Here is a 26,102-nt window from a genome sequence, read left to right as displayed (position 1 = left end):
TGCCGTTGAATTATTACGCCTTTCAAGTAATTAAATGGTGTGTGATGCGCCAGCAACGGGAGCTCACCGGGGGGAGGCCGTGTTGTCGCGCGGTCGTGAAAGGCGCAGGTCGGCGCGCACGGGGCCCGTCGAGAATCTACGAGTCCCTTCCGGGACCCGTGCTCGTTGATGTGGTATGGGACGTTATGACGAGTTGATCGGACCGCTGAGGTTGAAGCTGGAGGTGGTGGTGCCGTGGCTGAACGAGAGACAACGGCGACTGCTGTATGCCGCTGAGGCAAGGCAGTTGGGCCATGGCGGCATCGCGGCCGTGTCCACCGCGGCCGGAGTGTCGCGGGGCTGCGTCCAGCGCGGCATGGAAGAACTGGAGAACGACGAGGATCCCACTCTGCGGGTACGGCGCGCTGGCGGCGGGCGCAAGCGCGCGACCGAGAAGGCCCCCGAACTGCTGCCCGCTCTGCTGGCGTTGATCGAGAACGGAACCCGAGGCGATCCGATAGGGCCTCTGCTGTGGACCACGAAGTCCCTGCGGAACCTGGCCGATGAGCTGGCCGCGCAAGGCCATTGCGTGGGCCCGGACACCGTCGCCGACCTCCTCAAGGCGGCCGGGTACAGCCTGCAGGGCAACGCCAAGGTCTTGGAGGGTAACCACCATCCCGACCGCGACCAGCAGTTCACGCACCTGAACGCGCAGGTGGCGGAGTTCCTCGCCAGCGGTGACCCGGTGCTCAGTGTGGACACCAAGAAGAAGGAGATGATCGGAACATTCGGCCAGCCTGGGCAGTGCGGCCGGCGGGGCCGGACGAGGCCGCCTGGGTGCTGACGCTTTGGGGTGCAGCCGTCGGTGGTGGGTCGCCCGGGAGCGTCCGGTGATCCGGCATGCGTCCACGATGCCCACCAGCGGCCTCAACTCCTCGACCCCTGGGTGCAGATGGCCGTCCAGGACCTGGCTCAGTCCGCGCTCTTGGACAGTGACTGCAAGAGCGCGTGTGTTTTTCCCAGCGCCTCCAGTGCCGCGTTCTTCTGGTCCACCTCCATGCGCAGCCGCTCGTTCTCCCGCCGCAGCTTGGCGTTCTCGGCCTCGGCCGGGTGCTTGCGGGGGCGAGCGGGGCTGGTGCGCTGGTCGGTCAGCTTCTTTGTCGCCCCGGTGTGGCGGGCCGCTCGCCACTCGATGATGTGGGAGTGGTACAGGCGCTCGCGGCGCAGGACGGCACCCTTCTGGCCGGCCGGGGCAGCGTCGTACTCGGCGACGATCCGCAGCTTGTACTCGGCGGTGAAGGTGCGGCGCTTCGGCCTCGGCGCCGGATCAGGGCCGGGACCGCTGGTGCTGGTCATGCGGGGGGATCTCCTGCTCGTACGTCCACCCAGGCTGACTCATCCATCCCGGGCGTCTCACCCAAGACTGTCCGAGAGGGCGGTGCCGCCGTCAAGGTCATGGATCACGACTTCCCCAAGGCCGCCGAGGGTACCGCGATCCCTTACGGCATCTACGACCTGGGACGCAACACCGGCTACGTCGTGGTCGGATCCGACCATGACACCGCCGCCTTCGCCGTCGCTTCCCTCCGTCGCTGGTGGCAGGAAGAAGGCAAGGCCGCTTACCCGAACGCGACCCGCCTGCTGATCACCGCGGACGGCGGCGGCTCCAACAGCACCCGGGCCAGAGCGTGGAAGGCGAACCTGGCCGTGCTGGCCACCGAACTCGACCTACCGATCACCGTCTGCCATCTGCCACCGGGGACCCAATGCCGTTGCTTGAGTGTGGCAAGCAGTTCCCGGTGACGTTGAGGAAGCACGGTCGTTGGACCCGGCATGCATCCGTGGGTGGGGATATCTGATCACGTGCGGCCGGGGGTGGTGACCCGATGGGTGGCCCCGGAGCTCGTCGCCGAAGTGCTGGAGAAATGCGGGGTTCGAGACAAGAAGTCCGGCGCACTTCCGGCCGGGTTCATGGTCTACTTCACGCTCGCCCTGGCCCTGTTCCAGCAGGACTCCTACGACGACGTTGCGGAGCAACTGGTGGGCAACATCCCGTAGTTGAGCGAGAGCATCCCCAACAAGTCGTCCTTCACGCGTGCGCGCAGGCGCCTGGGGCCTCTGGTCTTGGAAACCATGTTCCGTGAGCTGGCCGGCCCGTTGGCTCCTGTCAGTTTGGAGAGCGCCTTCTACCGTGGGATGCGGCTGGCTGCGGTGGACGGGTTCGTGCTGGATGCGCCGGATACGACGGCCAACCGGGCCGCGTTCGGCGGGCCGGTCAAGAACGGCCAGCCCGCGGGGTTCCCGCAGGCGCGGGTGGTGACGCTGACCGAGTGCGGCACGCACGCGCAGATCGACGCTGCGGTGGGCGGATTCGGCGGTGGCGAACCGGAGTTGGCGATCAAAATGGCCGGCTCGGCCGCCGGGATGCTGGTCATCATGGACCGGGGCTTTCCCGGGGTAGCGCTGTGGAGGGCATACACCGGGGCCGGGGCCCATCTGCTGATCCGGGCGCGTTCAAGTGTCGCGGCGCGTCCGGTCGAGCACCTGCCAGATGGCACCTACCTGGCGAGGATGAACCTGGCCGGGCAGAAGGGCGCGCACCCCGGTGGGGTGCTGGTCCGGGTAATCGAGTACCGCGTCGACGGCGGCGAGGTAGTCAGGCTGTTGACCGATCTGTCGGACCCCATTGCCTATCCGGCGGCGGAGTTGGCAGGGCTCTACCACGCGAGATGGGAGGCGGAGTCGGCGTTCCGACAGATCAAGACCTTCCAGCGCGGGCCGGCTGAGGTCCTGCGCTCGGGCGACCCGGATCTGGTGCGTCAGGAAGTCTGGGCACATCTGGTCGTACACCACTGCCTCACCCAGGTCATCATCGCTCTGGCCGACGACAACGGAATCGATCCGGACCGGATCTCCTTCGTCAAGGTCCTCAAGCACGCGCGACGCAGCGTGGTCCGCCAGTGCACGGACACGCCCATGAAGATCAAAGAGTTCCTGGTGGTGCTGGCAGCAAAGGTTCGACGCAAGCTCGACAACGGCGCCAGGCGCCTGCGGGAGGCGGACCGACATCTGAAGCGTCCGGACTCGAAGTACTCCTCAAAGCTTTCCTACCGGATCAACACCCGTGACCGGCGGCCGACACGACGGATCACCGCCAAGGTCATCACGCTACAGCCCGCGATAGTTCAGTAGTCAAGCAACGGCATTGACCGGGGACCAGTAAGTGGAATAGGGTTGACCGGCTATTCTCCTTCATCTCCATGAACTGGCGTGCTCGCCCGCTGACCAGCTTCGAAGTCGCCGTCAGTCTCATCGCGAGCACCACCAACCGGGGAGGACTGGGCGTGACCGCCCGCCTCGACACCGGCGTCTACCCCACCGGCATTGAGATCAGCAAGCAGCACATGGCCGCCCTCAAGATCGAGACCGGCGAGTTCCATGGCGAGTGGAACTACACCCTGCCGCCTCAACCCGACACCCTGCACCCGCCCACCGAGCCGCCCCTGTCCAAGAGTCGAGCCTGCGCAGGAAAGGCGCAGGACACCGCCGTGGTCACCCACCCCGCACTGACCGGCCTCTCTCGCTCCAACCTCGACCAACTCACCCGGGAACTACGAGAGTTGGCAACATTCGAAGGGTCGATCACTCCGCGCAGACGCCCCAAACTCCCCTTCGACCAACAGGCATGGGCGGCTGTCCTCGACCAACGCGGCATCTCCAGATCGCTGATCGCCCACCTGCTCCACGTCAGCGAGGACCACATCCGAAGCATCCTCACCGACATGGGGCCACTCCTGAGGCGGCACGGACACACCAGCGAACGCCTCACGGCCCGGCTCGTCGACCCTTCAGACCTCGTGGGCTACCTCATGGCCATGACATCAACATCCAATTGGCACGACACGCGCCACTTATTTTTCGACGGGCCCCGTGGGTCGGCGCGGGGGTGGCGACCGTGGAGCAGTTTCGGACGCGAGTTGACGGGCCTAGGTGCTCGTCCTAATATCGGCCCCGCTCTCAAGGATTGCCCAAGCCTTTACTAAGTGGGGCTGTGGTCCCGTTCGTATACAGACCGTATGCGAATGGTCCGGACCGCTGAACCGGCAATGCCTGCGCGGAGCACGTGGTCGCGCGGGGCGGGAGCAGACATCATTTGCGCGTGTTGCGGGGGGCACACGAATGGCAGTGACAGCGGAACGATTTGACATACCGGTGCAACGCAGACGGGAAGCGGAGGAGCAGGACGCCGTCGTCCGGCTGCAGGACGCACTCTTCCGGGGGCGAGAGCTGATCGAATCCACGCTCGCGATGTCCATGCGGGAGGCCGCGGGGTCGGCCGATCCCGTTCCGGTGACGCACAGCAAGCTCGCCGACGCGGTGGCGCAAGTGCTGGACAAGGGTGGGCGTGACATCGCCATCGCCCTGGCCGATGCGGGGGAATTCACCGATGCGGTACTCGGCCACCTGGACCGGGGGCCGGCCGGTCTGCCCGTCCGGGTGCTGTGCACCGCAGCCGCCGCCGATGCCCGCGCCGACCGGCTGAGCCGCTTCCAGCAGCGGCCGCGCACCGAGATCCGCGTCACCGACCGGGAACTCCGGGCCGCCCTCGTCGTGGACGGCACTGCCGTCGTGGTCTCCGGCGCGGCCGAGGAGAGCGGGACGGCGCAGAACGGGACGGCGGAGAACGGCGCCGCGGAGAGCGGCGGAGCCGCCGTGGTGATCAGCGATGTCGGCACCGTCCAGGCCCTGGAGCTGCTGTTCGCGTGCGTGTGGGCCGGGCGCCCGCGGCTGAACGACCATCTCCACTTCGGTCCGCGACTCCGCTCCGAGCTGGGCCGGGACCTCCTGCGGCAGCTCTGCTCGGGCAGCACCGACGAGGCCGCCGCCCGGGACCTTGCCGTATCGCTGCGGACATACCGGCGGTACGTGGCGGACATCATGCGGGATCTCGACGCCGGATCCCGGTTCCAAGTGGGCGTCCGGGCGATCGAGTTCGGCCTGGTCTCCGCCTGATCCGGCCTGCCCCCGCGTCCTCTCCCCTCCTCCCACACGGCCTCACCGGCTGCACGGAAAGCGAGAAAGCGTGACCGAACCGTCCGTACAACCCCGGGACGAGTTGGAGCGGGGGCTGCTGGAAGTACAGGCGCTCATCGAACTCTCCATCGCCCTCCACCGGGACCGCAACACCAGGGAACAGCTGATCACCCGACTGGACGGCCCGTGTGCCGACGTGCTCGACACGGCGCGCGAGCTCATCGACGGCGCCGCGCACAGCATCGACATGGTCCACGCCCGCGGACCGAACCTCTCCGCGCAGGCCGCCCGGCTGTCCTGGGCCGAGCACGAGCTGCGCCGGGCCTCGGCCGGTGTGGCGGTCCGGCTGCTGGCCGTGCCGAGCAGGCTCGACGGGGACTTCGTCCGGGACCAGCTGCGCAGCGAGAACCCCGTGGAGATCCGGGTCGCCGCCGTTCCTCCTCTCCAGGCGCTCGTCGTCGACGGCCGGACGGCTCTGGTGGTCGCCGGGCCCGCGGGCGGCGGCAGGGTTTCGCTGGTCCGTGCCCCCGAGGTCGTGCACGCCATGCGCAGCCTGTTCCGGAGCGTGTGGAGCGGGGCGACCCCCGCCAGCGACGGTCTCGTGTTCGGCGAGCGGACCGCGCTCGCGCGGCGGATCCTGGGCGCTCTGCAGCGAGGGATCACCGACGAGGCGGCCGCCCGCGAACTCGAGGTGTCGGTCCGTACGTACGGGCGGCACGTCGCCGACATCATGGCGGCCCTGGGCGCCAGCTCCCGCAGCCAGGCCGGGGCCCGCGCGGCCAAACTGGGCTTCCTCACGGCAATGGCCGAAACGCGGGTCTGAAAGCGGGCCCTGCGCATTCACTTTCTCTTCTTCTCCCGGACTTCCGGATTTCCGATCCGGTGGAGCGGCGGAACAGCGGAGCGTCGGCGCATCGAATTGTGTTTCAGCGCGACACCCGGTCGTCGATTTCACGCCATTCTCTGAGGGGCCATCCCGGGCGTCTCACCCAAGACTGTCAGAGAGGGGTCCGGTCTCGCTTCCTTCGGTTGCCCCGACGGCGGTTCGTCCTCGGCATTTACTGCACCGCATGTGTGGGGAAGAGCTACTTGCTACGTCACCCGGCAGGCTCGCTGGCGCGGCAGATGCGGCCTCCGCTCGCGTCGACGAGACCGCGCCCGCCGGCCTAGCGGTGGTTTGTTAAGTGGGGGAGTAGAGGTCAAGCGGGTGGCCTGCGCCGACGGCGTTGATCAGAGCTTGGAGTTCCGGTGGTGGGGGTGCATTCGTCCAGGCTCGCCAGCATCGTTGGAGGGTGGTCCAGGGGTCGAGCCAGGCCCGGACGGCGCGTATCGCCTTGGGCCAGGTGGCCGTGTGGGGCTGGTGGGGTCTGGTTGGTCCCCCCTCTCTGGCCGGCCCGGTTCTTCGGGCGGCTCCGGCGGTGCTGTGCCGGGCGAAACCTCGGGTGGCGGACTGAACCAGGCGTCCCAACAGAACGAGAACGCGCAGGTGACCAGCGTCTGGTGGCGGCGGATGGCAGTGTCGGAGCGGACCTGGAAGTCGGCCCACCCGAGTTCGTCCTTGACCTGCTTGTAGTTCTGCTCGATCCAGTGCCGGATGCCGTAGATCCGGACGACTTCGTGCAGGTCAGCGGCGGGTTCGGGACTGTCGGCCTCCCGGAGGCCGCCGGGTCGGGGCAGGTCGGTGGCCAGGTACCAGGTGGCCTTCGCTGGCAGGGTGGCCGGGTCTGAGGTCGCCACGACCAGGCGGACGTTTCCGTCGGGGCCCCACCAGCCGAGATGGGCGTCGGCGGCCCACCATGTCTCGGTGTGCCCGTCGCGGAAGGTGCGCTCGATGGCAGTCCAGTCGCCGGGATGCTCGGGGGCTGTCCAGGTCAGGGCGCGGGCGGCGTCGGCGGGGGTGTGGGCGTCCTTGCCGTAGGCCCAGGTACCGTGGCTCGGTTTGAGGGCCATCACGAACGGCAGCCCAGCCTCGCTGAGTTGTCTGCGGAAGCTGTCCTGGTCGCCAAAGGCGCAGTCGGCGGCCACGGCCCGGAAGACCACCCCGGCGCCCTTCGCGCTGCGGGCCAGTTCGGCGGCGATCTGCAGCTTCGTGCGGAAGCCGGGGTCGCTCTTGCCCTTGGGGAAGTGATGGGCGGGGCTGTAGGGCACCGCGTGCAGCGGGTAGTAGAGGCTCTCGTCCGCCCAGCAGGTGGTCACTGTCACGATGCCGTTGTCGGTCTTGCCCAGCCGGCCCAGCCACTGCCGGCCGATGTGCGCAGTCGCCTTGCCGTCCTTGCGGTCGCCCGAGTCGTCGATCACCAGCACCCCGCCCGGGTGCGGCGCGGTCGCGGGGTCGGCCAGCAGCAGTTCCACCCGGCGGGCGTTGACCCGCTCGTGGTCCCACGTCGACTCGGACAAGAAGAACTGCAGCCGCTGCACCGAGGGGTGCTGGGCCCCGACGACGGGTTCGGTGCCGGCCAGGCAGGTCAGCGTCTTGTTGCGGTCCCGCGGCAGCAGCAGCCCGGTCAGGTACTCGCGGAACCCACGGCGCTGTGCCAGTGTGGAGAACAGGTCATCGAAGCGTGCGGCGTAAGCTTCCAGCGGGCCCGGTGCGGGCGGACACGGCAGACGACGGGTCATCACAAGCCCCCAGGCGGCGAGGCGACGTTCCTCTGCTAACGGCCTACTACGGCCCTGACCCGCCGTCAACAAACCACCGCTAGGCGTCCGAGGGGCCCCGACAAACCTGACCGGAAGCGCGGTGGGCATCGGCCTGGGAGTGGCCAAGGGCAGTCCCGTCGCCGGGGCATTGTGCAACAGGTAACCTCCGCGCTTGCCGAGCAGGCGGAACGGATCCGGTAGCACCTCAGCAGGCGGACGCGCAGCAATCACGTGCGGCTGCTGATGCCGCCCGTCCAGGAACTCCCCCGCTGTTCGTTCGCGACTTCGCGGCCATCACGCAAGAGCGGCAACTCGCCTGCTGATCCTGCTCGACGAGTGCGACGAATCATTCGAGGCGGACGCCCCTCGGTTCGACCACACCGAGAAGCTGAAAGGCCTCGGGTCCGACGCCAAGGACCGGGCCAAGGTTGTCTTCGCCGGCCTGCACTCCGTGCGGCGCTTTTCCAAACTGGGGGGCGCGGCGAGCGACGGGACCTCCGTACACGGTGTGGATCGCCGGCATCGAAGCCGTGGAGTCGGAGGCCGCCCTCAGAACGGGCATCTGGGCAGCAAGCAAGGGCACACTGAGTCTGGGCCACCGTTACGACGTGATTGCCAGCGTTCTCGCGTACCAAGCCCGTCACCACGGCCTGGTAGTTCGACTGAGCGACGTCGAACTACGCGAGGAGGGAGGCCTGGTGGCGGGAGGGATGCGGGCAGCTCGGCACCGAGTAATTGCGGACCTGTCTTTTGCGGAAATAAGACCGACCGGCAAATGGTGGGGCTGCTTGTCCACGGAGGGTGCCGGACGCGAGGCAGGCACGGGCCTGCGTGATCATGGAGTTCTCTACGCTCAGTGATCACACGGAGGACCCGTGCCTGCGGTGCCATCTTGCCTGCTCGACCCCCTGTGGGACCAGTTCGCCGCTCTCCTGCCGGTGCCGGAGGGGTACGCGGCGAGTCATCCGCTGGGGTGTCACCGCCGCCGGATCCCGGACCGTGTCGTGTTCGAGCATGTCGTGCTCGCCTTGGTCCACGGTTCCGGGTACGAGCGGATCGCGAGCCCCGGATGCTCGGACCGCACGATCCGACGTCGCGTCAAACAGTGGGCTGACCTGGGGATAGCACAGAGCGTGCACGGCCTGGCCCTTGAAGCCTACGACCGCGTGATCGGACTCGCGCTGACCGAGATCTCTGTCGATGGCTGCATCACCAAGGCCCCGTCGGGCGGTGAGAAGGCGGGACGGTCACCGGTGGACCGGGGCAAGCAGGGGCTGAAGCGCTCCGTCGCCTCCGACGCCTGCGGCGTTCCGCTGGGTATCGTCTCCGACGGCGCCAACCGGCACGACTCGCCCCTGCTCGGCCCGACGCTGAGGGCGGCCCGCACCCAGGTCGGCGCGATACCCGAAGACGTCAATGTCAATCTGGACCGCGGCTACGACAGCGCCAAGTCCCGTGCGCTGCTGGCCGAGTTGGGCTTCACGGCCGAGATCGCCCGCAAGGGGATCCCAGCCCCGATCCAGGCTGGTAAACGCTGGGTGGTAGAGCGCACGCACTCCTGGATGAACGACTACGGCAAGCTGCGGCGCTGTACCGAGAAGAGCGGCAAGGCCGTGGACTTCTACCTCCACCTCGCCGCCGCACTCGTCACACTCCGCATGCTCATTCGACGAGCAGCCAAGCGCTATCGCTGGAACACCCGACCGACCACCCGGCGCCTCAAGTGATCCATTTGCCGGTCGGTCTTATTGGTCGCATCTTGAGTAATCTGAAAATTCACCTTCCGCGTGTACTCAGGTTGGCGCCGGGTGATATATTGATCCGCTGCTGCCGTGAGGCTGAGGCTTTACGTCACGGGCGAAAGTAGTTCGGATGTCTCTGCCGTGCTAGACTTGGCTTGTAGTTGCAGTTGTGGTTCCCGAAACTTCAAATGCCTTGGCGGCTGTATGTCGTTAGGCTTTTTTTGTATCTCCGGTGCTTATCCGGACGGGGTTCATTGTGGCAACGCAGGGGTTCACACGGTGTGGGCCCGCGGGCACTGCCCCCAAGGAGATGTGACATGGCTACTGGCACCGTCAAGTGGTTCAACGCGGAAAAGGGCTTCGGCTTCATCGAGCAGGACGGTGGCGGCCCGGATGTCTTCGCCCACTACTCGAACATCGCCACGCAGGGCTTCCGTGAGCTTCAGGAAGGCCAGAAGGTGAATTTCGACGTCGTGCAGGGTCAGAAGGGTCCGCAGGCGGAGAACATCACTCCCGCCTGACGCCGAAGCGTATGAGACAGCTGGGGCCCCGCCTTGCGTTGGGGCCCCAGCTTTCTGCTTTCTGTATTCCGGTGGAATTCTTTTAGTCTCACATTCGGCTCGTTCTTGCAATTCATCCGGCTCAGCCTGTCGGGAATTCCTCGATGCGCGCCCCGTCGAGGAAGGTTCTCCATGAGCCGTTCAGCTCGCACGAACGACCGTTTCCGCCCACAGGACCAGAGGCGCCCTGGCGTCGGTCCAGGCGATACCGGGCGCCGCTCCTGCGCACCACAGGGAGAGTTCGCGCTGCCGGTCACCGTCACCCCGGCCCTCCCCGCGGCCGCGGCCTTCAGCGAACTGGACATGCCAGTCGAGTTGGTGACGATGCTCACCAGCCTCGGCCTGAACGAGCCGTTCCCGATCCAGGCCGCCACGTTGCCGAACTCCCTCGCAGGGCGTGACGTCCTGGGCCGCGGGCGCACCGGATCGGGCAAGACGCTCGCCTTCGGTCTGGCGCTCCTCGTGCGGACGGCCGGGCAGCGCGCCGAGTCGCGGAAGCCACTGGCCCTGATCCTCGTCCCCACGCGCGAGCTGGCCCAGCAGGTCACCGATGCGCTCGCCCCGTACGCCCGATTGCTGAAGCTGCGGCTGGCCACTGTGGTCGGCGGCATGTCGATCGGCAGGCAGGCCGGCGCACTGCGTGCCGGGGCCGAGGTGGTCGTTGCGACTCCTGGCCGCCTCGCGGATCTCATCGAGCGCAAGGGCTGCCGCCTGGACCGGGTGAACATCACCGTCCTGGACGAGGCCGACCAGATGGCGGACATGGGCTTCATGCCGCAGGTCACCGAATTGCTGGACCAGGTACGTCCCGACGGCCAGCGCATGCTGTTCTCGGCCACGCTGGACCGCAACATCGACCTTCTTGTCCGTCGTTACCTCCATGACCCGGTGGTCCATTCGGTCGACCCGTCGGCGGGTGCGGTCACCACGATGGAGCATCACGTGCTGCAGGTGCACGGCGCCGACAAGTACGCCACTGCCACCGAGATCGCGGCCCGCGACGGGCGCGTGATCATGTTCCTGGACACCAAGCATGCTGTCGACCAGTTCACCAAGCACCTGCTGAGCAGCGGCGTGAAGGCCGCGGCGCTGCACGGCGGCAAGTCGCAGCCCCAGCGCACCCGCACCCTGGCACAGTTCAAGACCGGCGACGTCACGGCGCTCGTGGCCACCAACGTCGCGGCTCGGGGCATCCACATCGACGACCTCGATCTCGTCGTCAACGTCGACCCGCCCGGCGACCACAAGGATTACCTGCACCGCGGCGGCCGTACAGCCCGCGCCGGCGCGTCCGGCAGTGTCGTCACGCTGGTCCTCCCCGGCCAGCGCCGGGACATGGCCCGTCTCATGTCCGACGCGGGCATCAGGCCGCAGATCACGCAGGTCCGCTCCGGCGAGGCCGAGCTGAGCCACATCACTGGCGCCCAGGCTCCCTCCGGTGTCCCCGTCGGCGGCAGCGGGCCGGTCGCGGAGCGCCCGAAGCGCGGCGGCGCCCCCTTCCGCGGTCTGGGCACCCGCCCAGGGCGGGCCGGCGGCGGTGGCGAGCCTCGCCGGTCTGCCGAGGCCCGCCAGATTGCCGAGGCCCGCAAGGCCGCCCGGGTCCGCCGTGGCGCATAGCTCGGAAACGGTGCCCTCGTACGCTGTGTGCGTGACTCAAGCCGACTTGCGCCACACGGAGCAGCAGGAAATGCAGGCTCTCGTCGGGGGTGGTGGCGCGGGCGAGCGCCGCCGCGGTGCCGGTGCGGCTCTGTTCGCCGGCGCGGGCTGCCGCTGAGACGAGGAGGTCCGTCCTGCCCGGACGCCTCGCCCCCGTGCAGCGGGCCGGCGCGCTCGCCGCCCGTCTGCTGTTCCGGCGTGGGCGGCACCGGCGGCCGGCTGACGGGCCCCCTGAGCCGTTGGTCGGACACCCGTGACACACCCGTACCGCCCCGCGAGTCCTTCCGGGCCCGGTGGCGACGCACCCGAGACGGAGCGGCGAAATGAGCACCCGGGAGACCCTCCTCGCACGGATCACAGTCGCACTGGCCGATGTACCCGCGACCGAGACGTCCGACAGCGTCCCCGTCCCCCGCGACTACCGGAGCAGTCACGCCGGAAACGATCCCGCAGCCCTCTTCGTCGAGCGCGTCGCCGACTACCAGGCCACCGTGATCCGCACGGCCGAGGAGGGGGGTCGGAGGCCGGTCTCTCATCCGTGAGAGGGAGGCCTCCCGTGCGTCCGGGGCTGCTGCAGCCGGGCCGCGAGCTCCCCCGGCAGGACGTCCCGGTTTGCCGGAGTGAGCTGGACGACCTCGATGTCGGCGCGCCGCTTGAGGGCGTCGGTGAACGGATCGCGGTGCGTGGGGACCGTGGCGACGACGTCGACCTCTGCGACGAACAGCGCGTCGACCGCGTGCCGGAACGCCGTGCATGCCAGTTCCATCCGCCCCAGCTCGTCGATGAGCACCAGCCGCCCTGTTGCCTCCTCGGTTGCTGCCGGCCGAAGTGACGGCAGCGCCAGTCGTTCCATGACGCCCAGGTCGACGCCGTACTTCCCTACCCGTGGCGGACCGGGCAGGTCGACATGGGCGAGCACCTCCCGCCGGCCTGCCAGGGTCTCCAGGGCGAAACCGACGCGGGCGCCGGACAGCCGGATCTCCTCCGTGGCGAAGCCGGTGGCCGCGTGGGTGGGCAGCAGCGCGGCCAGCCGACGGAGGGCGGTCGTCTTGCCCGCGCCAGGGCGGCCCTCGAGCAGGATCCTTGTCGGCACACTGCCATCTTCACCCCAGCTTCCGGAGGCCGCCCGGGTGGGCTCGGCCGAACGGGGGGTTTGGGGTGCGGACCGGTGCCGGTGCCGCCGTTGCGGGTATGGCGCCGCGCATGAGCGGAATTGAACTCAGCAGCACCGCGTTCGACGACAAAACGGTGATCCCCCGTCGGTACAGCGGGGAGGGTGAGAACATCTCACCGCCCCTGACCTGGTCGGGAGTGCCCCACGAGGCCACGGAGCTGGTGCTCCTGTGCGAGGACCCGGACGCGCCGGGGACGACCTTCCTGCACTGGCTGGTGACCGGCATCGATCCTGGGACCACCGGGGCGGCGGAGGGCCAGAAGCCCCAGGGGGGCCTGCCGTGGCCCAACGGCTTCGGCCGCGTGGGCTGGGGAGGGCCGATGCCTCCACCGGGGCACGGGCCGCACCGCTACTTCTTCCGCCTGTACGCCCTGTCCGAGCCGCTGCCGCTGCACGACCACCCGGGCGCCGAGGACGTGCACCGTGCCCTGAAGGGCAGGGAGCTGGCCTCCGGCACCCTGGTCGGGACCTATCAGCGCTGAGGATGCTCGAACCGCTTCAGGCCCGTCTCGGGCAGCGGATTCACGTTGACGATGCGCCCGCCGTTGCGCTTGGTCTCCTCCAGGGCGGAGAGCATCCTCCAGGGCGGAGAGCATCCGCGGATGGTTGCTCCCGGGGTTCTGGCCCACGACGAGGACCAGATTGGTGGAGGTCGTGCGGGCTCTCCCCTTGCTGACGCCCAGGGTCTCGTGCAGCGCGAAGCCGCTGGACTCGTGGCACATGTTCGAGCAGTCGGGCATGTTGTTGGTGCCGAAGGCCCGGGCGAACAGCTGGAGGAGGAAGGCGGCCTCGTTGCTGACGCGGCCCGATGTGCAGAAGACGGCCTCGCCGGGGAGTCCAGCTGGGCCAGTTCCCCGGCCAGCAGTGCGAAGGCCGCGTCCCAGCCGATGGGTTCGTAGTGGTCCGAGCCGGGCCGCTTGACCATCGGCTCGGTGAGCCGGCCCTGCTGGTTGAGCCACCGGACGGATCGTTCGGCCAGCTCGGAGACCGGGTGCTCCCGGAAGAACCCGGCCGTGATCCGTCGTGACCTCGTCTCGTCGCTCACGTGCTTGGCGCCGTTCTCGCAGTACTCGTTGCGGTGCCGGTGAGCGGGGTCCGGTTCCGGCCAGGCGCAGCCCGAGCAGTCGAAGCCCTTGAGTCTGGTTGAGGTTGAGCAGCGTCAGCGCCGTACGGCGGACCGTCGTCTGCTCCAGGAAGTACCGCAGCGCGTTGGCCACCGCCGGCACGCCTACCGCCCAGGTCTTGGGCGGGATGATCGAGACGTCCGTCTCCTCCGCGCCGCTCCTGTCCGTGTGCCCCATCCGCCGCGCTGCCGCTCCGGCCCGGTGTCGGCACGTTCCGCGCGCGGCGCGATCCGGGTCGGTCGGGCGCAAGGGGCGGCCCGTGATCCGGGAGGCGCAGCGCGCCGGCGTCAGGACGGGGTCCCTGGGTCGGTGTACCGCAGCAGGGCGCCCACGCCCTCGTACAGCCTCAGCTCGCTCTCCGGTACGACGACCAGCTCGGCACCGGTGCCGACGAGGGCCCGGACGAGGGCCTCGTCGGTGCGTTCCTCGCGCGGGGCCCGCACGCCGAAGGACATCAGCTCCGCCTCGGTCAGGGCGAGCTGAGTGGGCTGGGAGCCCGCCCAGAGCCGCAGCGAAGACGCCGGCGGCCGGTTCAGCAGCAGTGCCGCGACCTGGCCGCGCTGGAGGGCGGCGACGGTGGCGGCCAGCCCCTCCGTCATGGGTCCGTCCAGGGCACGCCGGCCGATGAAGATGTCCACGAGTTCCCGGTCGTGCGCGGCCATGCGGCCGCGGAAGACGCCGCCGAGCTGAGGCTCCAACAGGGCGCGTCCGGTGTCGGTGGGGGTCCGGCCGCCCACGCGCACGACCTTGTCCCGCAGGCTGCGCGGCAGGCGGCGGATCAGTACGTTGCACGCCCACTCGTCCCCGGCCACGACGACGGCGTCGGCATGGGCGCGCCGCGCCCGTTCGTCCAGCCGGTGGCCGAGCCGGAGGGAGGTGCGGTGCCAGGTCGCCACCGCGACCCTGCGGTGCAGCCGCTCACCCGGGGTGACGGTGGACGTGGGCCAGGTACCGGTCTCCGCCTCCAGAGTCACCCAGCCGTGGGTCTCGGCGGTCGGAAGGCCGCCGTAGTGGACGACTACGGCCATGTAGGGGATCTCCGGAACGTGCTGGGTGACCAGGGGCATCGCGTCCGGCAGGGTGCTGTAGCGCGCGGAGTCGTGCTCGGGCGGCCTGGGCAGCTCCCCGTCCAGGACGAGCGTGCCGTGGGCGGCGAAGATGGCCTGACCGTGCACTCCCGGCACCGCTGTGTCGGCGCCGACCACCTCCTCCAGTACGTTCAGCAGCGCCCGGTCCGAGCCCTGACGGGACAGACTCTCGCGCAGCCGCCGCCAGCGCAGCGCGATCGCCCGCTCGGGATGCTCGACGTCTCGGGAGGTGTCCAGGTACACGGAGGCGAACGGGCCCGGCTCCGCGTAGAGGGGTTCAAGGAACGACAACCTCATCGCCACTCCTCGTCGATGGTCTCCCCTCCTTTGATGATGCGCGCCCCGGGCGGTGATGGAGCTCGACGAGCGCAAAGCGGTGCGGAACGCGGGGTGGTCGGGCACCGGCCGGCAGCAGCCGGCCCATCGTGAGCATGGTGGCGGCGACCGGCCGTCCAGCACCGCCGAGCCGCGGGCCGGGACAGCAGGCCGCTGGGCAGCCGGGCTCCGTGGCCGAGGGTGGTGAACCAGGGCCGATTTTTGGCCGCACCAAGTCAGAGGGTGCGGGGCACGCGAGCCCGACCTGATCCAAACGAGAGGCTCTGGTGTGCCTGGCCCCATCGTTCCCGGCCCGACCAATGGGCGGGGCGAGGAGGGGCTCGCCTCAGGCAGGCTTGCGCCACACGGAGATGTGCTTCGCGGAGTCCTGGGTGAATGGCGCCCTGTCCCAGTCCGCGACGCGCAGTTCGAGCTCCAGCCCCGCGATCCGTGCCATGAGGTCGAGCTCTGCCGGCCATGCGTACCGGTGCCGGGAGTTCGTGCGGCGGTAGTGGCCGTCGTCGCCGTCGCGGGCGAAGTGGTGCGAGACGAGGATCTGCTCGACCAGGTCGAAGGTGTCGAAGCCGAGATGCCGCTCGGAGACGTCGAACGGCACCGCGACCTGCCCCGGCGGCAGGAACCGCAGCGGCGGCACGCCCAGCTCGATGACGAATCGGCCGCCAGGTGTCAGGTGCCGTGCGGCGTTGCGGAAGCACTCGACCTGCTCGGCCTGCGTGAGCAGGTTCGTGATGGTGTTGTAGACGAGATAGACCAGGGTGAACTCGCCGGGGACGGTGGTCGTGGCCATGTCTCCGATGGTGACCGGGAGTGTGTCCTCGTCGACCTTGCGCCGCAGGACCGCTGCCATGTGCCCGGAGAGTTCGATGCCCGCCACCGGCACGCCGCGTTCCCGGAGCGGGACGCCCACCCGTCCGGTTCCGATGGCGAATTCCAGTGCCCGGCCGTCTCCGGCGAGTCCGGCGAGGAAGTCGAGAGTTGGTCCGAGAAAGGTGGCCGAGGACTTTTCGCTCTCCTCGGCGTCGTAGCGGTCGGCGGTCGCACGGGTCCACAGTTCACTGCTCGTCATGGGCGGTCACCTTGCCGGGCACGGCGCGCGCTGTCGACGTATTTACCTTCCACCGCCTCCGAGCACACGGTCCCGGGGCAGGAACAGACCTTGCAGGGCACCGCCTGGCTCGGGACCGCAGATTCAGCGGAAGCCGGTCGGCCCGGCTGCGCATGGAAGCGGCGAAGTAACCGGACGACGCCCGTCTGAGCGCTCTGGTCGGTGAGCTGTCGGTGCAGGACGGCCACTTCCGCCAGTGGTGGTCCGCCCACCACGTCGCCGCCCGCACCATCGGCACCAAGACCCTCAATCACCCCATCGCCGGGAAGCTGGTGCTGGACCGGGACACCCTCACCGCCAGCACCGACCCCGACGAGCAGCTCGTGGTGTGGACCGCAGAGGCCGGCACCCCCTCCCACGACGGGCTGCGCATCCTCGCCTCCTGGGCCGCCGACCAGCACCTGGCAGCGTCCTCGCCGTCGGCCACGGGGTGATACCGCTCAGGGCGGGCGAGCCCGCGATGTCACACGGTGGCAGCCGTGTGAGGCGGCAGGCCGGGCCGGCCGCGCGGGTCAGCGGCCTGACCAGACCCATGTACATCTCGTTGTAGAGGCCGTCGTGCACACCGAGGCGGGCTGCCGCCGCGTCAAGGTCCGCGACCTCGTCCGCTGACAAGGCGACCTGAGGCACTACGGCTTTTCCAGACGCTCGACGCGGCGGGTGCCGGGGATGTGGCTGGAACGCCCCGGCGTGCCCCGCCCGCTCGACGAACTGCTGCTGGACCGGCTCGCCATCTGCCGCATCGCCCTCGCCGGACACCTGCCCCCGCCCTGGTACGTCCGGGCCGCGCCCCCGAGCTGCTCGGCCTGCCCACCGGCGTGCCCCTCGGCGTCGGCGGGGTTCCCTTCCACACCACGCGCATCGCCCTGGACCCCGGTGACAAGCTCGTCCTGTACACCGACGGCCTGGTCGAGACCCGCGACCAGCCCATCGACGCACGCCTGGCCACCCTCCTCGGCCTCCTCGGCCTCCTCGGCCAACCGGACCGGCCCCTGGAAGCGACCTGCGACCTGCTCCTGCACACCCTGCGCCACCCGGACGACCACGACCACACAGCCGCAGCCCTCATCATCGTTCGAGCGCAGCCCACACGTGGTCGGGAGTGTCCTGAATCAGGCGCGTTCCAGTGCTGAGTCGAGGCCACGCCCGGTGCGCAGTGTTTCCGGCCGGGGCCCTCCGGACCGATTCTTGAGCAGTCGGCTCACGTCCGCTCCACCAGCCGCGCGGTCACGGACAGTGCCATGCGCAGCGCACTGTCTCGGTCCGCCCCGTGCTGGCCGAGGACGACGCGCGTACTCAACCCGTCGAGCAGAGCCAGGAGTTCGGAAGCACGCGCTGCCGCATCCAGGTCCGCAGCGAAGCGGCCCTGCCGCACGCCCTTGGCGAGGAGCGACTCGAGGTCCTCCTGCCAGCCGCGATCGATCTCGGCCTGGGCCTGGCGCAGCGCCTCGTTCGACGCCGTGCGCGCCCATAGTTCGATCCACAGGGTCCAGCGCGGGTCGCGTGGCCCATGGGGGAGGTACAGCTCCAGGAAGAGGCGGAGCTTGCGCTCGCTGCCGACCCGGCTGGCCAGCAGTGCCCGGCGCTCATCGGTGAGCGCGCTCTCGCTCCACCGCAACGCCTCCAGGAGCAGACGGTCCTTGCTGCCGAAGTAATAGAGGATGTGGCCGCCGCTGGTGCCGAGGCGCTTGGCGAGTGCCGACATGGTGAGCGTGGCCAGGCCGTCCTCGGCCATGGCCGCCATCGCCTCTTCCAGCATCCGTTCCTGGGTCAGGTGCCCGTCACGCCGTCGCGCCGTCGCTGCCACGCCGCGCCTCCTCCTCCGTGTGCCCAGTGATGACCTTAGCGGCCGATTTCCGCAGAGGTCTTGACGGGGCACCGGAGGCACATCTTGAATGCCGTTCTAACTCTTAGAACGGCATTCAAAGTAACGTGCCCGGGCTTCCGGGACACGCACGGACGAGAGGCGGGTCGCATGACGCAGCAGGACACGACCGCGAGGGCGCCCGGCGGGACGACGGCCGCCGATCAGGTCTTCCAGGTCGAGACGCACGGCATCGACCCGATTCCCGACGAGGATCGCCATGGCAGCGCGAAGGACTTGTTCTGGCTGTGGTTCGGCTCCAACCTCACCTTCACCTATGTCATCAACGGCGCCCTGGCCGTCGCCTTCGGCCTGTCCTTCTGGCAGGCGACCGGCGTCGTGGTCCTCGGTGGCCTGTCGTTCTTCGCCATCAGCGCCGCCGGACTGAGCGGCGTCCGTACCGGCACCGCCACTCTGGTGATCTCCCGCGCCCCCTTCGGCGTGCGCGGCAACTGGCCTGCCGGAATGCTCAACTGGGTGGTCAGCATCGGCTACACGATCCTCAATACGGTCGTCGGCACGCTCGCCCTGGAGGCGTTCATCGCTGATCTGGGATGGGAGTCCGGCCGCACAGGGCGGGCTCTCGCGCTCCTGATCACACTCGCGCTGACCTTCGTCGTCGCCCTGTGGGGCCACGCCACCGTCCAGTTCGCCGAGCGCTGGATCGCGTACGTTCTCGCCATCGGCTTCGCCGCGCTCCTGGTGTTCCTGCTGCCGGGCGCCGACACGGGCGAAGTGGCCGCCCTGCCCGGTGCGTCCGGGTGGAGCCTGGCATTCGTCGTGATGCTGGCCGGTCCGTTCTCGTACGTTCCGATGCCCGCCGACTACACGCGCTACCTCCCGAGGGCGACGTCGATGCGGTCGCTCACCTGGTACGGCGCCCTCGGCGGCTTCGTGTCGTCGGTCGCTCTGGGCGTGGCGGGGGTGGCCGCCGCCACGCAGACGGACATGACCGACGCCGTGGCGGGTACGGAGCAGCTGCTGCCGGGATGGTTCCAGCCTCTCTTCCTCGCCCTCGTCCTCGGTGGCTCGGTCACCAACTCGATCGTCACCCTCTACTCGTCGAGCCTGAATCTTCAGGTGCTCGGCATCCCCTGGAGCCGTTCCAAGGCCATCATCATCAGTGCGGCCGTCACCGCAGCGGGCTCGCTCTGCGCGCTCTTCCTCACCGACTTCACCAGCTCGCTGCTGTCCTTCCTCTCCCTGCTGATCATCGTGTTCGCGCCCTGGGGCGGCGTGTTCCTCACCGACATGCTGATGCGCCGCTGCCACTACGACCCACCGGCCCTGCACGCAGGCCCGGACGGCGCCTACTGGTACCGGTCCGGCTACCACCCTGCCGGTGTTGTCGCGCTCCTCGTCGGCATGGCCTTTTCCGCGCTCACCTGCGACTCGGAGCTGTGGACCGGCCCGCTGGTGGCGCCACTGGGCGGCGCCGACCTGACCCTGCTCGGCTCACTTGTCTCGGGGTTCGTCTACTGGCTGCTCGCCCGACGGACCGTCGCCCCGCACACCGACCTTTCCTGAACGGCTTCCACGCGGTGTCCACATCAGGCCCGCGTGGCAACGCCCTGCCGGCATACCCGAACCATCAGGAGATACCTCACATGGCCATCGCCGCTCACCCCGCCCACCTCGTCCTGCGCAACGCCCGTATCCATACCGTCGACCCGGTGCTGCCCGAGGCACAGGCCATGGCAGTGGTCGACGGCCGTATCGCCTGGCTCGGTTCCGACAAGGACGCACTGGGGTGGACGGGGCCCGACACGCGGGTGATTGATGCCGGTGGGAAGCTGGTCCTTCCTGGTTTCGTCGATGCCCACAACCATGTTCGGCTCGGCTCGGACGACGCCTGCGTCCAACTGTCCGGCGCCCGTACCCTCGACGAAGTCCACGCCCGCATCCGTGCCTGGCGCACGGCCCACCCCGACGCCGAGTGGATCGAGGCGGAAGCCTTCGACTACTCGGCCATCCCGGGGGGCCGGATGCCTGCCTCCGGTGACCTGGACCCGGTCACGGGCGACGTGCCCGCCTTCATGCTGAGCTACGACGTGCACACCGCCTGGGTGAACACCGCGGCCATGCGCCGACTCGGCATCGACCGCGACCACATCCGTCTGCCCTTCGGTGAAGCCGCCACCGACCCGACCACAGGCGAACCCACCGGCTTCATCACGGACTTCGCCGTCAAGGGCCTCTCCCGTGACGGCCACCGGGCCCTGCGGAAGCTGGGTCTGCCGTGGGCCTCGCCCGACCGGCAGTACGGACGCCTCACCAAGTCCCTGGACGATGCGATCGGCTTCGGCATCACCACGGTGGTCGAGCCCCAGAACTCGCTGGACGACCTGGCCCTCTTCGCACGCGCACGCGCGGAAGGGCGGCTCCGGTCCCGGATCGTCGCGGCCCTCTTCCACCCGCGCGGCACCACGGACTCCGACCTCGACGACTTCGCCGCCGCCGCCCGCCGGTACGCCGACGACCGGCTACGGGTCGGACCGCTCAAGCTCTACATCGACGATGTCGTCGAGCCGCGTACCGCGGCCCTCCTCGAACCTTACGCGGGCTGCCGTCACCACCGCGGAGACACCTTCTATCCGCCTGAGGAGTTTGCGAGCCTGCTCACGAAGCTGGACGCCCGCGGCTTCCAGTGCTTCGTCCACGCGACCGGCGACAGGGGGATCCGTACCGTCCTCGACGCCGTCGAACACGCCCGTGAGGTCAACGGGCCGCGGGACGCCCGCCACCAGGTCGTCCACGTCGAGTGCCTCGACCCCGACGACACACCGCGCTTCGCCGCACTGGGCGTGGTTGCGTGCATGCAGCCCCGTCACAGCGCCCCGGAGGTCGCGGGACCCGGCAAGGACTGGGCGGAGAACATCGGCGCCGACCGCTGGCACAAGGCATGGCCCCTGCGCAGTCTGCACACGGCCGGGGCAGTGCTGGCGCTCTCCAGCGACTGGAACGTGGCCGAGATGGACCCGATGATCGGCATCTACACCGCCGTCACCCGACGCCCCCTGGGCGGCGGTGAGCCCTGGATGCCGCAGGAGACGATCAGCGTGGAGGACGCCGTCCGCGGATACACGATGGGCTCGGCATACGCCAACTTCCTTGAACACGAACGCGGTTCGCTGACGGTCGGCAAAGCCGCCGACTTCGTGGTCCTCTCCCGCGACATCCTGCGCGCGGCACCGCAGGACATCCCCGGCACCGTGGCGGAGACCGTAGTGGTCGCAGGCCTTGTCGAGCACGGCGACTGACCACGGATGACACCGAATCAGCGCCATGTGCCGCGCCGGGGCAGGGGTGGTCCGGCCGGCTTCGGCTCAGCGGACGGACTGTGACGGCCGGGCGATGCGAGAGGCTGCGCAGGAGGAGCCCCCCAAGAGCTTCCTGGAGCGGCTTTCCCGGCCCCCGCGGGCCGCCTCCATCCCGGCCCCACCGCGCTCGACCCCCGCTGGGCGGCGACATGGCCTGCATCCCGTCGGCGAGGGGCGGTTCTGTCTCGCCACCGTCATCGACATCGCCTCTTCAGAATCCGAGGAGACCGTGCGCGGCTGCGCGAGCAGTGCGACGTCCGTAAGGGGAAAAGTCCACCTGCCGGCCGCTTCCGTCCATACCTCTCCCGGCCGGGTGCCGGGAAAATCCGAAGGCGTTGTTACGTCCACGATCAAGGGAGCCGCTCATGACCGTCGGTGGAGACCAGCCGCAGCCCGCACCCCAGCCTCGCGCGACGCGGCGGCGGCTGCTGACGACCGCCCTCGGGACCGCCGCTGCCCTTCCCCTGCTGGGCGGCACCGGCGGCGCACCCGCCGCAGCCGCTGCGGGAGGCCTGCGCACGGTGGCGCATCGCGGCATCCGGCCCGACGACCCGGACGGCCGGGCTCTGCTGCACAACCCGCGCCGCGGATTCCGGTACGAAATGTCGTACAACGCCAAAGACCTGACCAGCCCCTGGACGAACGAGCAGGACCATGTGCCGGACTCCGCCGCGACGCTGGAACTGCTGGAACGGAAGTACGGGACCGGCGCCAACCTCACGCAGCTCTATTTCTACCTCTGGGACTACGCGACCGCGCCCCTCCCGCAGAGCGCCCTGGACAACATCGAGCGGGTCTTCGCCGGCCTGCGCAGCATGGGATACGCCGCGGTGCTGCGCTTCGCGTACGACGACGGGGTCCGCGAGGGCCGCCGCTACACCGTGCAGGACATCCAGCGGCACATCGGCCAGCTCTCCCCGCTCGTCGCACGGAACAGTGATGTGGTAGCCGTCTGGCAGGCCGGATTCCTGGGCGCCTGGGGCGAGTGGCACGGCAGCTACTACCAGCACGAGAACTACCCCGACGCCGTCACCGCCATCATGACCACGCTCGTCGAGGCGTTGCCGCCCGGGATACACACTCAGGTGCGCTACGCCGAGAAGCGCAACATGATCACGAATCAGACCATCCTGGACCGGGTCGGGTTCCACAACGACTACATGACGCTCGGCGGCGGGCAGTGGGACTACTACGTTCCGTCCGACCCGCAGTGGAACACCTACCTGAACGTGACCAGCACACAGATGACCGACGGCGAGATGCCCTGGGACAAGGGCCAGAGCGCGGACCCGTACGCCTGGAGCACGGTCATCCCCGGCATCGACACCGCCCGTCGGCTCCAGACACTGCGCTTCGACTCCCTGTCCATCGCGCACAACGCGACGGTCACCGTACCGGCCTGGCGCACGGCCGAACTGACCGAACAACAGGCGACGGACGCCCTGCTGCCCGTCTCCGACGGCTACTTCCGCGACCGCCACGGCGCGGCTGTACCGCGCACCCAGTTCGAGTATCTGCGCGACCATCTCGGCTACCGGATCGAGGTCCGCCGCGCCCGCTACGACCTCTCCGGCCTCGGCAGCGGCCGGCTGCCGGTGGAAGTGGACGTGGTCAACCGCGGCTTCGCCCCGCCCAAGCACCCTCGCCCGGTACGCCTCGTGCTGCTGGACGCCGACGGCCGCACGGTGGCGGCCTCGGACACCGGCGCGGACTGGCGCGACTGGCAGCCGAAGGGCCGCGCGGACACCACCGACGATCACAGCGAGCCGACGACCTCGACCGTGCGCGCCACACTGGCGGTACCCCGAGGAGCCCGCGGCACCTACCGAGTGGGCCTGGCCCTGCCCGACCCGAGCTTCCCCGGGGCCGCTGACGCGGTGCGCTGTGCAAACGCGACGGTCGACTGGGTGAGCGGCGTCAACATCGTGGCCGGCGTGCGGATCGGTCGCTGACCGCAGTGCGCCGGGCAGCTCCGCCGGTCCCGCCTGTCCGCCGCCCGCATCCGCGCAGCACCGAGTCGGGGATCGGGATCGGGATCGCGGTCCGTACGAAGACGGCGACGGTCCTGTCCGCGCTGCGCACCCACACCCCCTGGAGCTCAAGGAGCACCACGATGAACGCCCTCCACCCGGAAGCGGTTTGTTCGTCAAGCGCGTTGAACACATCGTCGTTCAGCCGCGCGGACATGCGCGGGGCCTTGGGGCGGATGACCTCGACGAGCCTGCGGCGGCCGGCTTGTCGCAGCGCGGCCGGGGAGCCGTAGTGGTCCAGCAGCCAGGTGACGGCGTCGTCGTCCGGACACGGGCCGAGGACGCGTTGGAGGCTGAAACGAAACGGGGTGAGGGCCGCGAGTGAGCGGGTCCGGCTGTGGGTTGAGTGGTCGAGGTCTTGAGGTGTCAGGAGCGGGCATAGCCCGTGAGGGGTGGGGTGCGCAGGGCGATAACCGCTATGTCGTCGTGGCCGTCGCTGGGGTGGTGGTCGGCCAGTGCCCGGCACAGCTCCTCCGGGGGCAGGCCCGCGTGCTGGGAGGCGGTGACCGCCAGCGCGTCCAGGCCCTGGTCCAGTGGCCGGCCGGGGAATTCCACCAGGCCGTCGGTGTAGAGGACGACGGTGGTGTCGACGGGCAGCACCTGGCAGTGATCGGGACGAGGCAGCTCGGCCGCAACCCCGAGGGGGACCCCAGGATCGGTGTCCAGGTAGCGCACGCGGCCGTCGGGTAGCAGCAACAGAGGCGGCGGGTGTCCGGCGCTGGACCAGTGCAGCCGCCAGCCGCCGTCGGCGGGTTCCAGGCGGGCTACCAGGGCGGTGGTGATGGGGGCCTCGTCCCAAGCGTCCATGATGCGGTCGAGCTGGGTGAGGACGGTGCTGGGCGGGGTGTGCCCGTCGTAGCACAGGGCCCGCAGCATGCTGCGGATCTGCGACATGTTGGCCGCGGCCCGCAGGTCGTGCCCGGCCACATCCCCGATCAGCGCCGCGCAGGTGCCGTCGGGCAGCAGCATGGCGTCGTACCAGTCCCCGCCCAGCGCGGCGGGGGCGCTGGCGGGACGGTAGACCGCTCCCGCCGTGAAGGGGTGCAGGTCCGGCAGACGGGGCAGCAGCAGCCGCTGGAACTGTTCGGCGCTGTGGCGGACCTGCTGGTAGAGACGGGCGTTCTCGATGGCCACCCCGGCTGTGCCGGCCAGTGCCAGGATCACGCCTTCGTCGTGCCGGTCGAAGGGCCGTCCGTCCTTGCGTTCGGAGAGGTAGAGGTTGCCGTAGATCTGTCCGCGTACGCTGATGGCGACGCCGAGCAGGGAGTGCATGGGCGGGTGGCCGGGCGGGAAGCCGGCCGACTCCGGGTGCGTGGCGATGTCCTTCACCCGCAGCGGCTCGGGGTGGTGGATCAGGTGGCCCAGCAGGCCCCGTCCGCGTGGGAGCTCGACTCCTTCCAGGTGCGCCAGCTCCTTCGCGGTGAGTCCCAGCGGGATGAACTCGGCCAGGAACCTGCCCTCCTCGTCGAGCACTCCCATGGCTCCGTAGCGGGCACCCGCCAGGTTCATCGCGGTGCTGACGATGCGGCGCAGGACCGCGGGCAGTTCCAGTTCGCCGGTGATGCTCAGTACTGCCTGAAGCAACCCCTGGAGGGTGCCCTGAGCGCGAGCCAGGGCGTGCAGTTGTTCGCCGATGCGGTCGAGGTCCGAGCTGAGCGGCAGGTTCAGCAGCGACATGTAGGACGCCCCGGCCGGTGTCTCCTCCTGTGGGGCGTCCCGGTCCTGCGGGGCGTCGTCATCCCGGCCTCCCGGGTCCTGCCGGTCCTCCGCCATCGCCACCGCCTCGCTTCCGCCGTCCACTCCGGGTATCCCCGTTCTTCCATCCCCGTTCTTCATCTGAACCGCGGTCCGGCCCCGCCGCTCAGCGACTGGCCGCACGGTGTCCGCGGACACCCATTCGGCGCAGATGCCTCCCCCGCTGGGCTCAGCGCTACTGGCTTGCCGGTCTTTGAAGTCGTGAGTCAGCCGGCGCTGTCGCAGACGGTCAGCGGACTTGAGCGGCAGCTCGGCGTGAAGCTGCTGGTGCGCAGGGGCACCGGTGTGCGGCCCACCGAGGCGGGGGACGGCCCTGCTCGGCGAGACCCGGGCTGTGCTGGTGCGGCACGACCAGGCACTGCGGGCGATGGCCCGGTGCCCGGGCGTACGGCAGTGCCGTGTCCGGCGCCCCGTCAACTCGTCCGCGAGCTGACATGCGAGGCAAGCACCCCCGCCACCGTGGGATTCCGTTCTTGCCATCGGCGATTCCTGGACCCGCCATACGTTCAGGGGGCGTTCTGAACGGCCGTGGTCCTCGCGGAAGGCCGCCGGACCGCCCGAGGCCGCTCACAGCCGCCATGCGGCCATAAGCGGCACGCATGGCGGCTCCAGGTGACTCCTACGGCCAGGGTATGACGGCCGACGCGCACCGCGCGGTTACATGAGCCGGTGATGCGGCCCCGTCAGCCCCGATC

General features: G+C 69.5%; 21 protein-coding genes and 7 pseudogenes. 19 read left to right on the top strand and 9 right to left on the bottom strand.

Translation table 11 applies throughout. The features are described from left to right. Positions 1 to 175: 175 nt before the first annotated feature. A pseudogene (locus ACFVV1_RS35930) lies at positions 176 to 784 on the top strand (ISAzo13 family transposase); the annotation flags it as partial. A gap of 167 nt (positions 785 to 951) precedes the next feature. Here the strand turns inward: ACFVV1_RS35930 and ACFVV1_RS35925 are convergent. Continuing rightward, positions 952 to 1,335 (bottom strand): transposase, encoded by a 384-nt coding sequence (locus ACFVV1_RS35925; RefSeq protein WP_389998390.1) that lies wholly within the window; start codon positions 1,333 to 1,335, stop codon positions 952 to 954. A 72-nt stretch (positions 1,336 to 1,407) separates the two neighbouring features. Between ACFVV1_RS35925 and ACFVV1_RS35920 the strand changes: the two are divergent. From ACFVV1_RS35920 to ACFVV1_RS35895, 6 genes and pseudogenes are all read left to right on the top strand, one after another. Next, positions 1,408 to 1,743 (top strand): annotated as a pseudogene (locus tag ACFVV1_RS35920) (ISAzo13 family transposase); the annotation flags it as partial. Positions 1,744 to 1,824: 81 nt separating this feature from the next. Next, a complete protein-coding gene (locus ACFVV1_RS35915; protein WP_389998372.1) occupies positions 1,825 to 2,037 on the top strand; it encodes a transposase domain-containing protein in 213 nt (70 codons plus the stop codon). Then, positions 2,038 to 3,171, top strand: coding sequence for an IS4 family transposase (locus tag ACFVV1_RS35910; protein ID WP_389998370.1), 1,134 nt, complete (start codon positions 2,038 to 2,040; stop codon positions 3,169 to 3,171). A 17-nt stretch (positions 3,172 to 3,188) separates the two neighbouring features. Beyond that, positions 3,189 to 3,449 (top strand): annotated as a pseudogene (locus tag ACFVV1_RS35905) (ISAzo13 family transposase); the annotation flags it as partial. Positions 3,450 to 4,191: 742 nt separating this feature from the next. Further along, positions 4,192 to 4,992: a DNA-binding response regulator gene (locus ACFVV1_RS35900; RefSeq protein WP_389998368.1), complete on the top strand. Its 801-nt coding sequence runs from the start codon at positions 4,192 to 4,194 to the stop codon at positions 4,990 to 4,992. A gap of 70 nt (positions 4,993 to 5,062) precedes the next feature. Continuing rightward, positions 5,063 to 5,836: a LuxR family transcriptional regulator gene (locus tag ACFVV1_RS35895; RefSeq protein WP_389998365.1), complete on the top strand. Its 774-nt coding sequence runs from the start codon at positions 5,063 to 5,065 to the stop codon at positions 5,834 to 5,836. Positions 5,837 to 6,243: 407 nt separating this feature from the next. Here the strand turns inward: ACFVV1_RS35895 and ACFVV1_RS35890 are convergent, their stop codons facing one another. Continuing rightward, positions 6,244 to 7,632 (bottom strand): IS701 family transposase, encoded by a 1,389-nt coding sequence (locus ACFVV1_RS35890; protein ID WP_389998362.1) that lies wholly within the window; start codon positions 7,630 to 7,632, stop codon positions 6,244 to 6,246. Between the two features lie 896 nt (positions 7,633 to 8,528). Here ACFVV1_RS35890 and ACFVV1_RS35885 point away from each other — a divergent pair. The 5 genes from ACFVV1_RS35885 (at position 8,529) to ACFVV1_RS35865 (ending at position 12,153) form a co-directional block, all read left to right on the top strand. Continuing rightward, complete coding sequence (locus tag ACFVV1_RS35885; protein ID WP_389998360.1) at positions 8,529 to 9,380, top strand: IS5 family transposase; 852 nt, start codon at positions 8,529 to 8,531, stop codon at positions 9,378 to 9,380. Between the two features lie 332 nt (positions 9,381 to 9,712). Then, positions 9,713 to 9,916: a cold-shock protein gene (locus tag ACFVV1_RS35880; RefSeq protein ID WP_053666944.1), complete on the top strand. Its 204-nt coding sequence runs from the start codon at positions 9,713 to 9,715 to the stop codon at positions 9,914 to 9,916. Positions 9,917 to 10,087: 171 nt separating this feature from the next. Beyond that, on the top strand, positions 10,088 to 11,572 hold the full coding sequence (locus tag ACFVV1_RS35875) for a DEAD/DEAH box helicase (protein WP_389998356.1): 1,485 nt from the start codon (positions 10,088 to 10,090) through the stop codon (positions 11,570 to 11,572). Between the two features lie 31 nt (positions 11,573 to 11,603). Next, positions 11,604 to 11,729, top strand: coding sequence for a hypothetical protein (locus ACFVV1_RS35870; protein WP_389998353.1), 126 nt, complete (start codon positions 11,604 to 11,606; stop codon positions 11,727 to 11,729). Positions 11,730 to 11,934: 205 nt separating this feature from the next. Beyond that, positions 11,935 to 12,153 (top strand): hypothetical protein, encoded by a 219-nt coding sequence (locus ACFVV1_RS35865; RefSeq protein ID WP_389998351.1) that lies wholly within the window; start codon positions 11,935 to 11,937, stop codon positions 12,151 to 12,153. Here ACFVV1_RS35865 and ACFVV1_RS35860 read toward each other — a convergent pair. Beyond that, positions 12,144 to 12,704: a nucleoside-triphosphatase gene (locus tag ACFVV1_RS35860; protein ID WP_389998349.1), complete on the bottom strand. Its 561-nt coding sequence runs from the start codon at positions 12,702 to 12,704 to the stop codon at positions 12,144 to 12,146. The two genes, ACFVV1_RS35865 and ACFVV1_RS35860, sit on opposite strands and share 10 nt — an antisense overlap. 110 nt (positions 12,705 to 12,814) lie before the next feature. Here ACFVV1_RS35860 and ACFVV1_RS35855 point away from each other — a divergent pair, with 110 nt between their 5' ends. Continuing rightward, complete coding sequence (locus tag ACFVV1_RS35855; protein ID WP_369386394.1) at positions 12,815 to 13,267, top strand: YbhB/YbcL family Raf kinase inhibitor-like protein; 453 nt, start codon at positions 12,815 to 12,817, stop codon at positions 13,265 to 13,267. Here the strand turns inward: ACFVV1_RS35855 and ACFVV1_RS35850 are convergent. The 3 genes and pseudogenes from ACFVV1_RS35850 to ACFVV1_RS35840 all read right to left on the bottom strand — a co-directional run. Next, positions 13,261 to 14,086, bottom strand: a pseudogene (locus ACFVV1_RS35850) (molybdopterin-dependent oxidoreductase); the annotation flags it as partial. The gene ACFVV1_RS35855 and the pseudogene ACFVV1_RS35850 sit on opposite strands and share 7 nt — an antisense overlap. A 110-nt stretch (positions 14,087 to 14,196) precedes the next feature. Further along, positions 14,197 to 15,294, bottom strand: a complete 1,098-nt coding sequence (locus tag ACFVV1_RS35845) for a hypothetical protein (protein ID WP_389998346.1) — start codon at positions 15,292 to 15,294, stop codon at positions 14,197 to 14,199. Between the two features lie 364 nt (positions 15,295 to 15,658). Next, the gene (locus tag ACFVV1_RS35840) at positions 15,659 to 16,399 is read right to left on the bottom strand and encodes a class I SAM-dependent DNA methyltransferase (RefSeq protein ID WP_389998343.1); all 741 of its coding nucleotides are present in this window, start codon (positions 16,397 to 16,399) and stop codon (positions 15,659 to 15,661) included. A gap of 140 nt (positions 16,400 to 16,539) precedes the next feature. Between ACFVV1_RS35840 and ACFVV1_RS35835 the strand changes: the two are divergent. Both ACFVV1_RS35835 and ACFVV1_RS35830 read left to right on the top strand, forming a co-directional pair. Continuing rightward, positions 16,540 to 16,872, top strand: a pseudogene (locus ACFVV1_RS35835) (transcriptional regulator); the annotation flags it as partial. Between the two features lie 301 nt (positions 16,873 to 17,173). Next, a pseudogene (locus tag ACFVV1_RS35830) lies at positions 17,174 to 17,571 on the top strand (PP2C family protein-serine/threonine phosphatase); the annotation flags it as partial. A gap of 68 nt (positions 17,572 to 17,639) precedes the next feature. Here the strand turns inward: ACFVV1_RS35830 and ACFVV1_RS35825 are convergent. Next, the gene (locus ACFVV1_RS35825; RefSeq protein WP_389998341.1) at positions 17,640 to 18,245 is read right to left on the bottom strand and encodes a TetR/AcrR family transcriptional regulator; all 606 of its coding nucleotides are present in this window, start codon (positions 18,243 to 18,245) and stop codon (positions 17,640 to 17,642) included. A gap of 168 nt (positions 18,246 to 18,413) precedes the next feature. Here ACFVV1_RS35825 and ACFVV1_RS35820 point away from each other — a divergent pair, with 168 nt between their 5' ends. The 3 genes from ACFVV1_RS35820 to ACFVV1_RS35810 all read left to right on the top strand — a co-directional run bounded on the left by ACFVV1_RS35820 (position 18,414) and on the right by ACFVV1_RS35810 (position 23,574). Then, positions 18,414 to 19,829 carry a purine-cytosine permease family protein gene (locus tag ACFVV1_RS35820; RefSeq protein WP_389998339.1) on the top strand — a complete coding sequence of 472 codons (1,416 nt, stop codon included), beginning with the start codon at positions 18,414 to 18,416 and terminating at the stop codon, positions 19,827 to 19,829. Positions 19,830 to 19,909: 80 nt separating this feature from the next. After that, complete coding sequence (locus ACFVV1_RS35815; RefSeq protein WP_389998336.1) at positions 19,910 to 21,562, top strand: amidohydrolase; 1,653 nt, start codon at positions 19,910 to 19,912, stop codon at positions 21,560 to 21,562. A gap of 425 nt (positions 21,563 to 21,987) precedes the next feature. Further along, positions 21,988 to 23,574: a DUF4874 domain-containing protein gene (locus ACFVV1_RS35810; protein ID WP_389998333.1), complete on the top strand. Its 1,587-nt coding sequence runs from the start codon at positions 21,988 to 21,990 to the stop codon at positions 23,572 to 23,574. Positions 23,575 to 23,758: 184 nt separating this feature from the next. Here ACFVV1_RS35810 and ACFVV1_RS35805 read toward each other — a convergent pair. Beyond that, positions 23,759 to 23,995: pseudogene (locus ACFVV1_RS35805) on the bottom strand (IS110 family transposase); the annotation flags it as partial. Between the two features lie 23 nt (positions 23,996 to 24,018). After that, complete coding sequence (locus ACFVV1_RS35800; RefSeq protein WP_389998331.1) at positions 24,019 to 25,329, bottom strand: PP2C family protein-serine/threonine phosphatase; 1,311 nt, start codon at positions 25,327 to 25,329, stop codon at positions 24,019 to 24,021. Between ACFVV1_RS35800 and ACFVV1_RS35795 the strand changes: the two genes are divergently transcribed. Further along, the gene (locus ACFVV1_RS35795; RefSeq protein WP_389998329.1) at positions 25,270 to 25,929 is read left to right on the top strand and encodes a LysR family transcriptional regulator; all 660 of its coding nucleotides are present in this window, start codon (positions 25,270 to 25,272) and stop codon (positions 25,927 to 25,929) included. The genes ACFVV1_RS35800 and ACFVV1_RS35795 overlap by 60 nt on opposite strands. Positions 25,930 to 26,102: the final 173 nt, after the last annotated feature.

This window comes from Streptomyces sp. NPDC058092 (assembly GCF_042884935.1).
Taxonomy (GTDB): domain Bacteria; phylum Actinomycetota; class Actinomycetes; order Streptomycetales; family Streptomycetaceae; genus Streptomyces.
This window is presented reverse-complemented; position numbering and strand designations above follow the sequence as displayed.

Coding starts and splice junctions, on each gene's coding strand:
- ACFVV1_RS35875 (WP_389998356.1), top strand. CDS start 10,088: ATGAGCCGTTCAGCTCGCACGAACGACCGTTTCCGCCCACAGGACCAG.
- ACFVV1_RS35840 (WP_389998343.1), bottom strand. CDS start 16,399: ATGACGAGCAGTGAACTGTGGACCCGTGCGACCGCCGACCGCTACGAC.
- ACFVV1_RS35815 (WP_389998336.1), top strand. CDS start 19,910: ATGGCCATCGCCGCTCACCCCGCCCACCTCGTCCTGCGCAACGCCCGT.
- ACFVV1_RS35890 (WP_389998362.1), bottom strand. CDS start 7,632: ATGACCCGTCGTCTGCCGTGTCCGCCCGCACCGGGCCCGCTGGAAGCT.
- ACFVV1_RS35880 (WP_053666944.1), top strand. CDS start 9,713: ATGGCTACTGGCACCGTCAAGTGGTTCAACGCGGAAAAGGGCTTCGGC.
- ACFVV1_RS35925 (WP_389998390.1), bottom strand. CDS start 1,335: ATGACCAGCACCAGCGGTCCCGGCCCTGATCCGGCGCCGAGGCCGAAG.
- ACFVV1_RS35845 (WP_389998346.1), bottom strand. CDS start 15,294: ATGAGGTTGTCGTTCCTTGAACCCCTCTACGCGGAGCCGGGCCCGTTC.
- ACFVV1_RS35865 (WP_389998351.1), top strand. CDS start 11,935: ATGAGCACCCGGGAGACCCTCCTCGCACGGATCACAGTCGCACTGGCC.
- ACFVV1_RS35820 (WP_389998339.1), top strand. CDS start 18,414: ATGACGCAGCAGGACACGACCGCGAGGGCGCCCGGCGGGACGACGGCC.
- ACFVV1_RS35810 (WP_389998333.1), top strand. CDS start 21,988: ATGACCGTCGGTGGAGACCAGCCGCAGCCCGCACCCCAGCCTCGCGCG.
- ACFVV1_RS35855 (WP_369386394.1), top strand. CDS start 12,815: ATGAGCGGAATTGAACTCAGCAGCACCGCGTTCGACGACAAAACGGTG.
- ACFVV1_RS35800 (WP_389998331.1), bottom strand. CDS start 25,329: ATGTCGCTGCTGAACCTGCCGCTCAGCTCGGACCTCGACCGCATCGGC.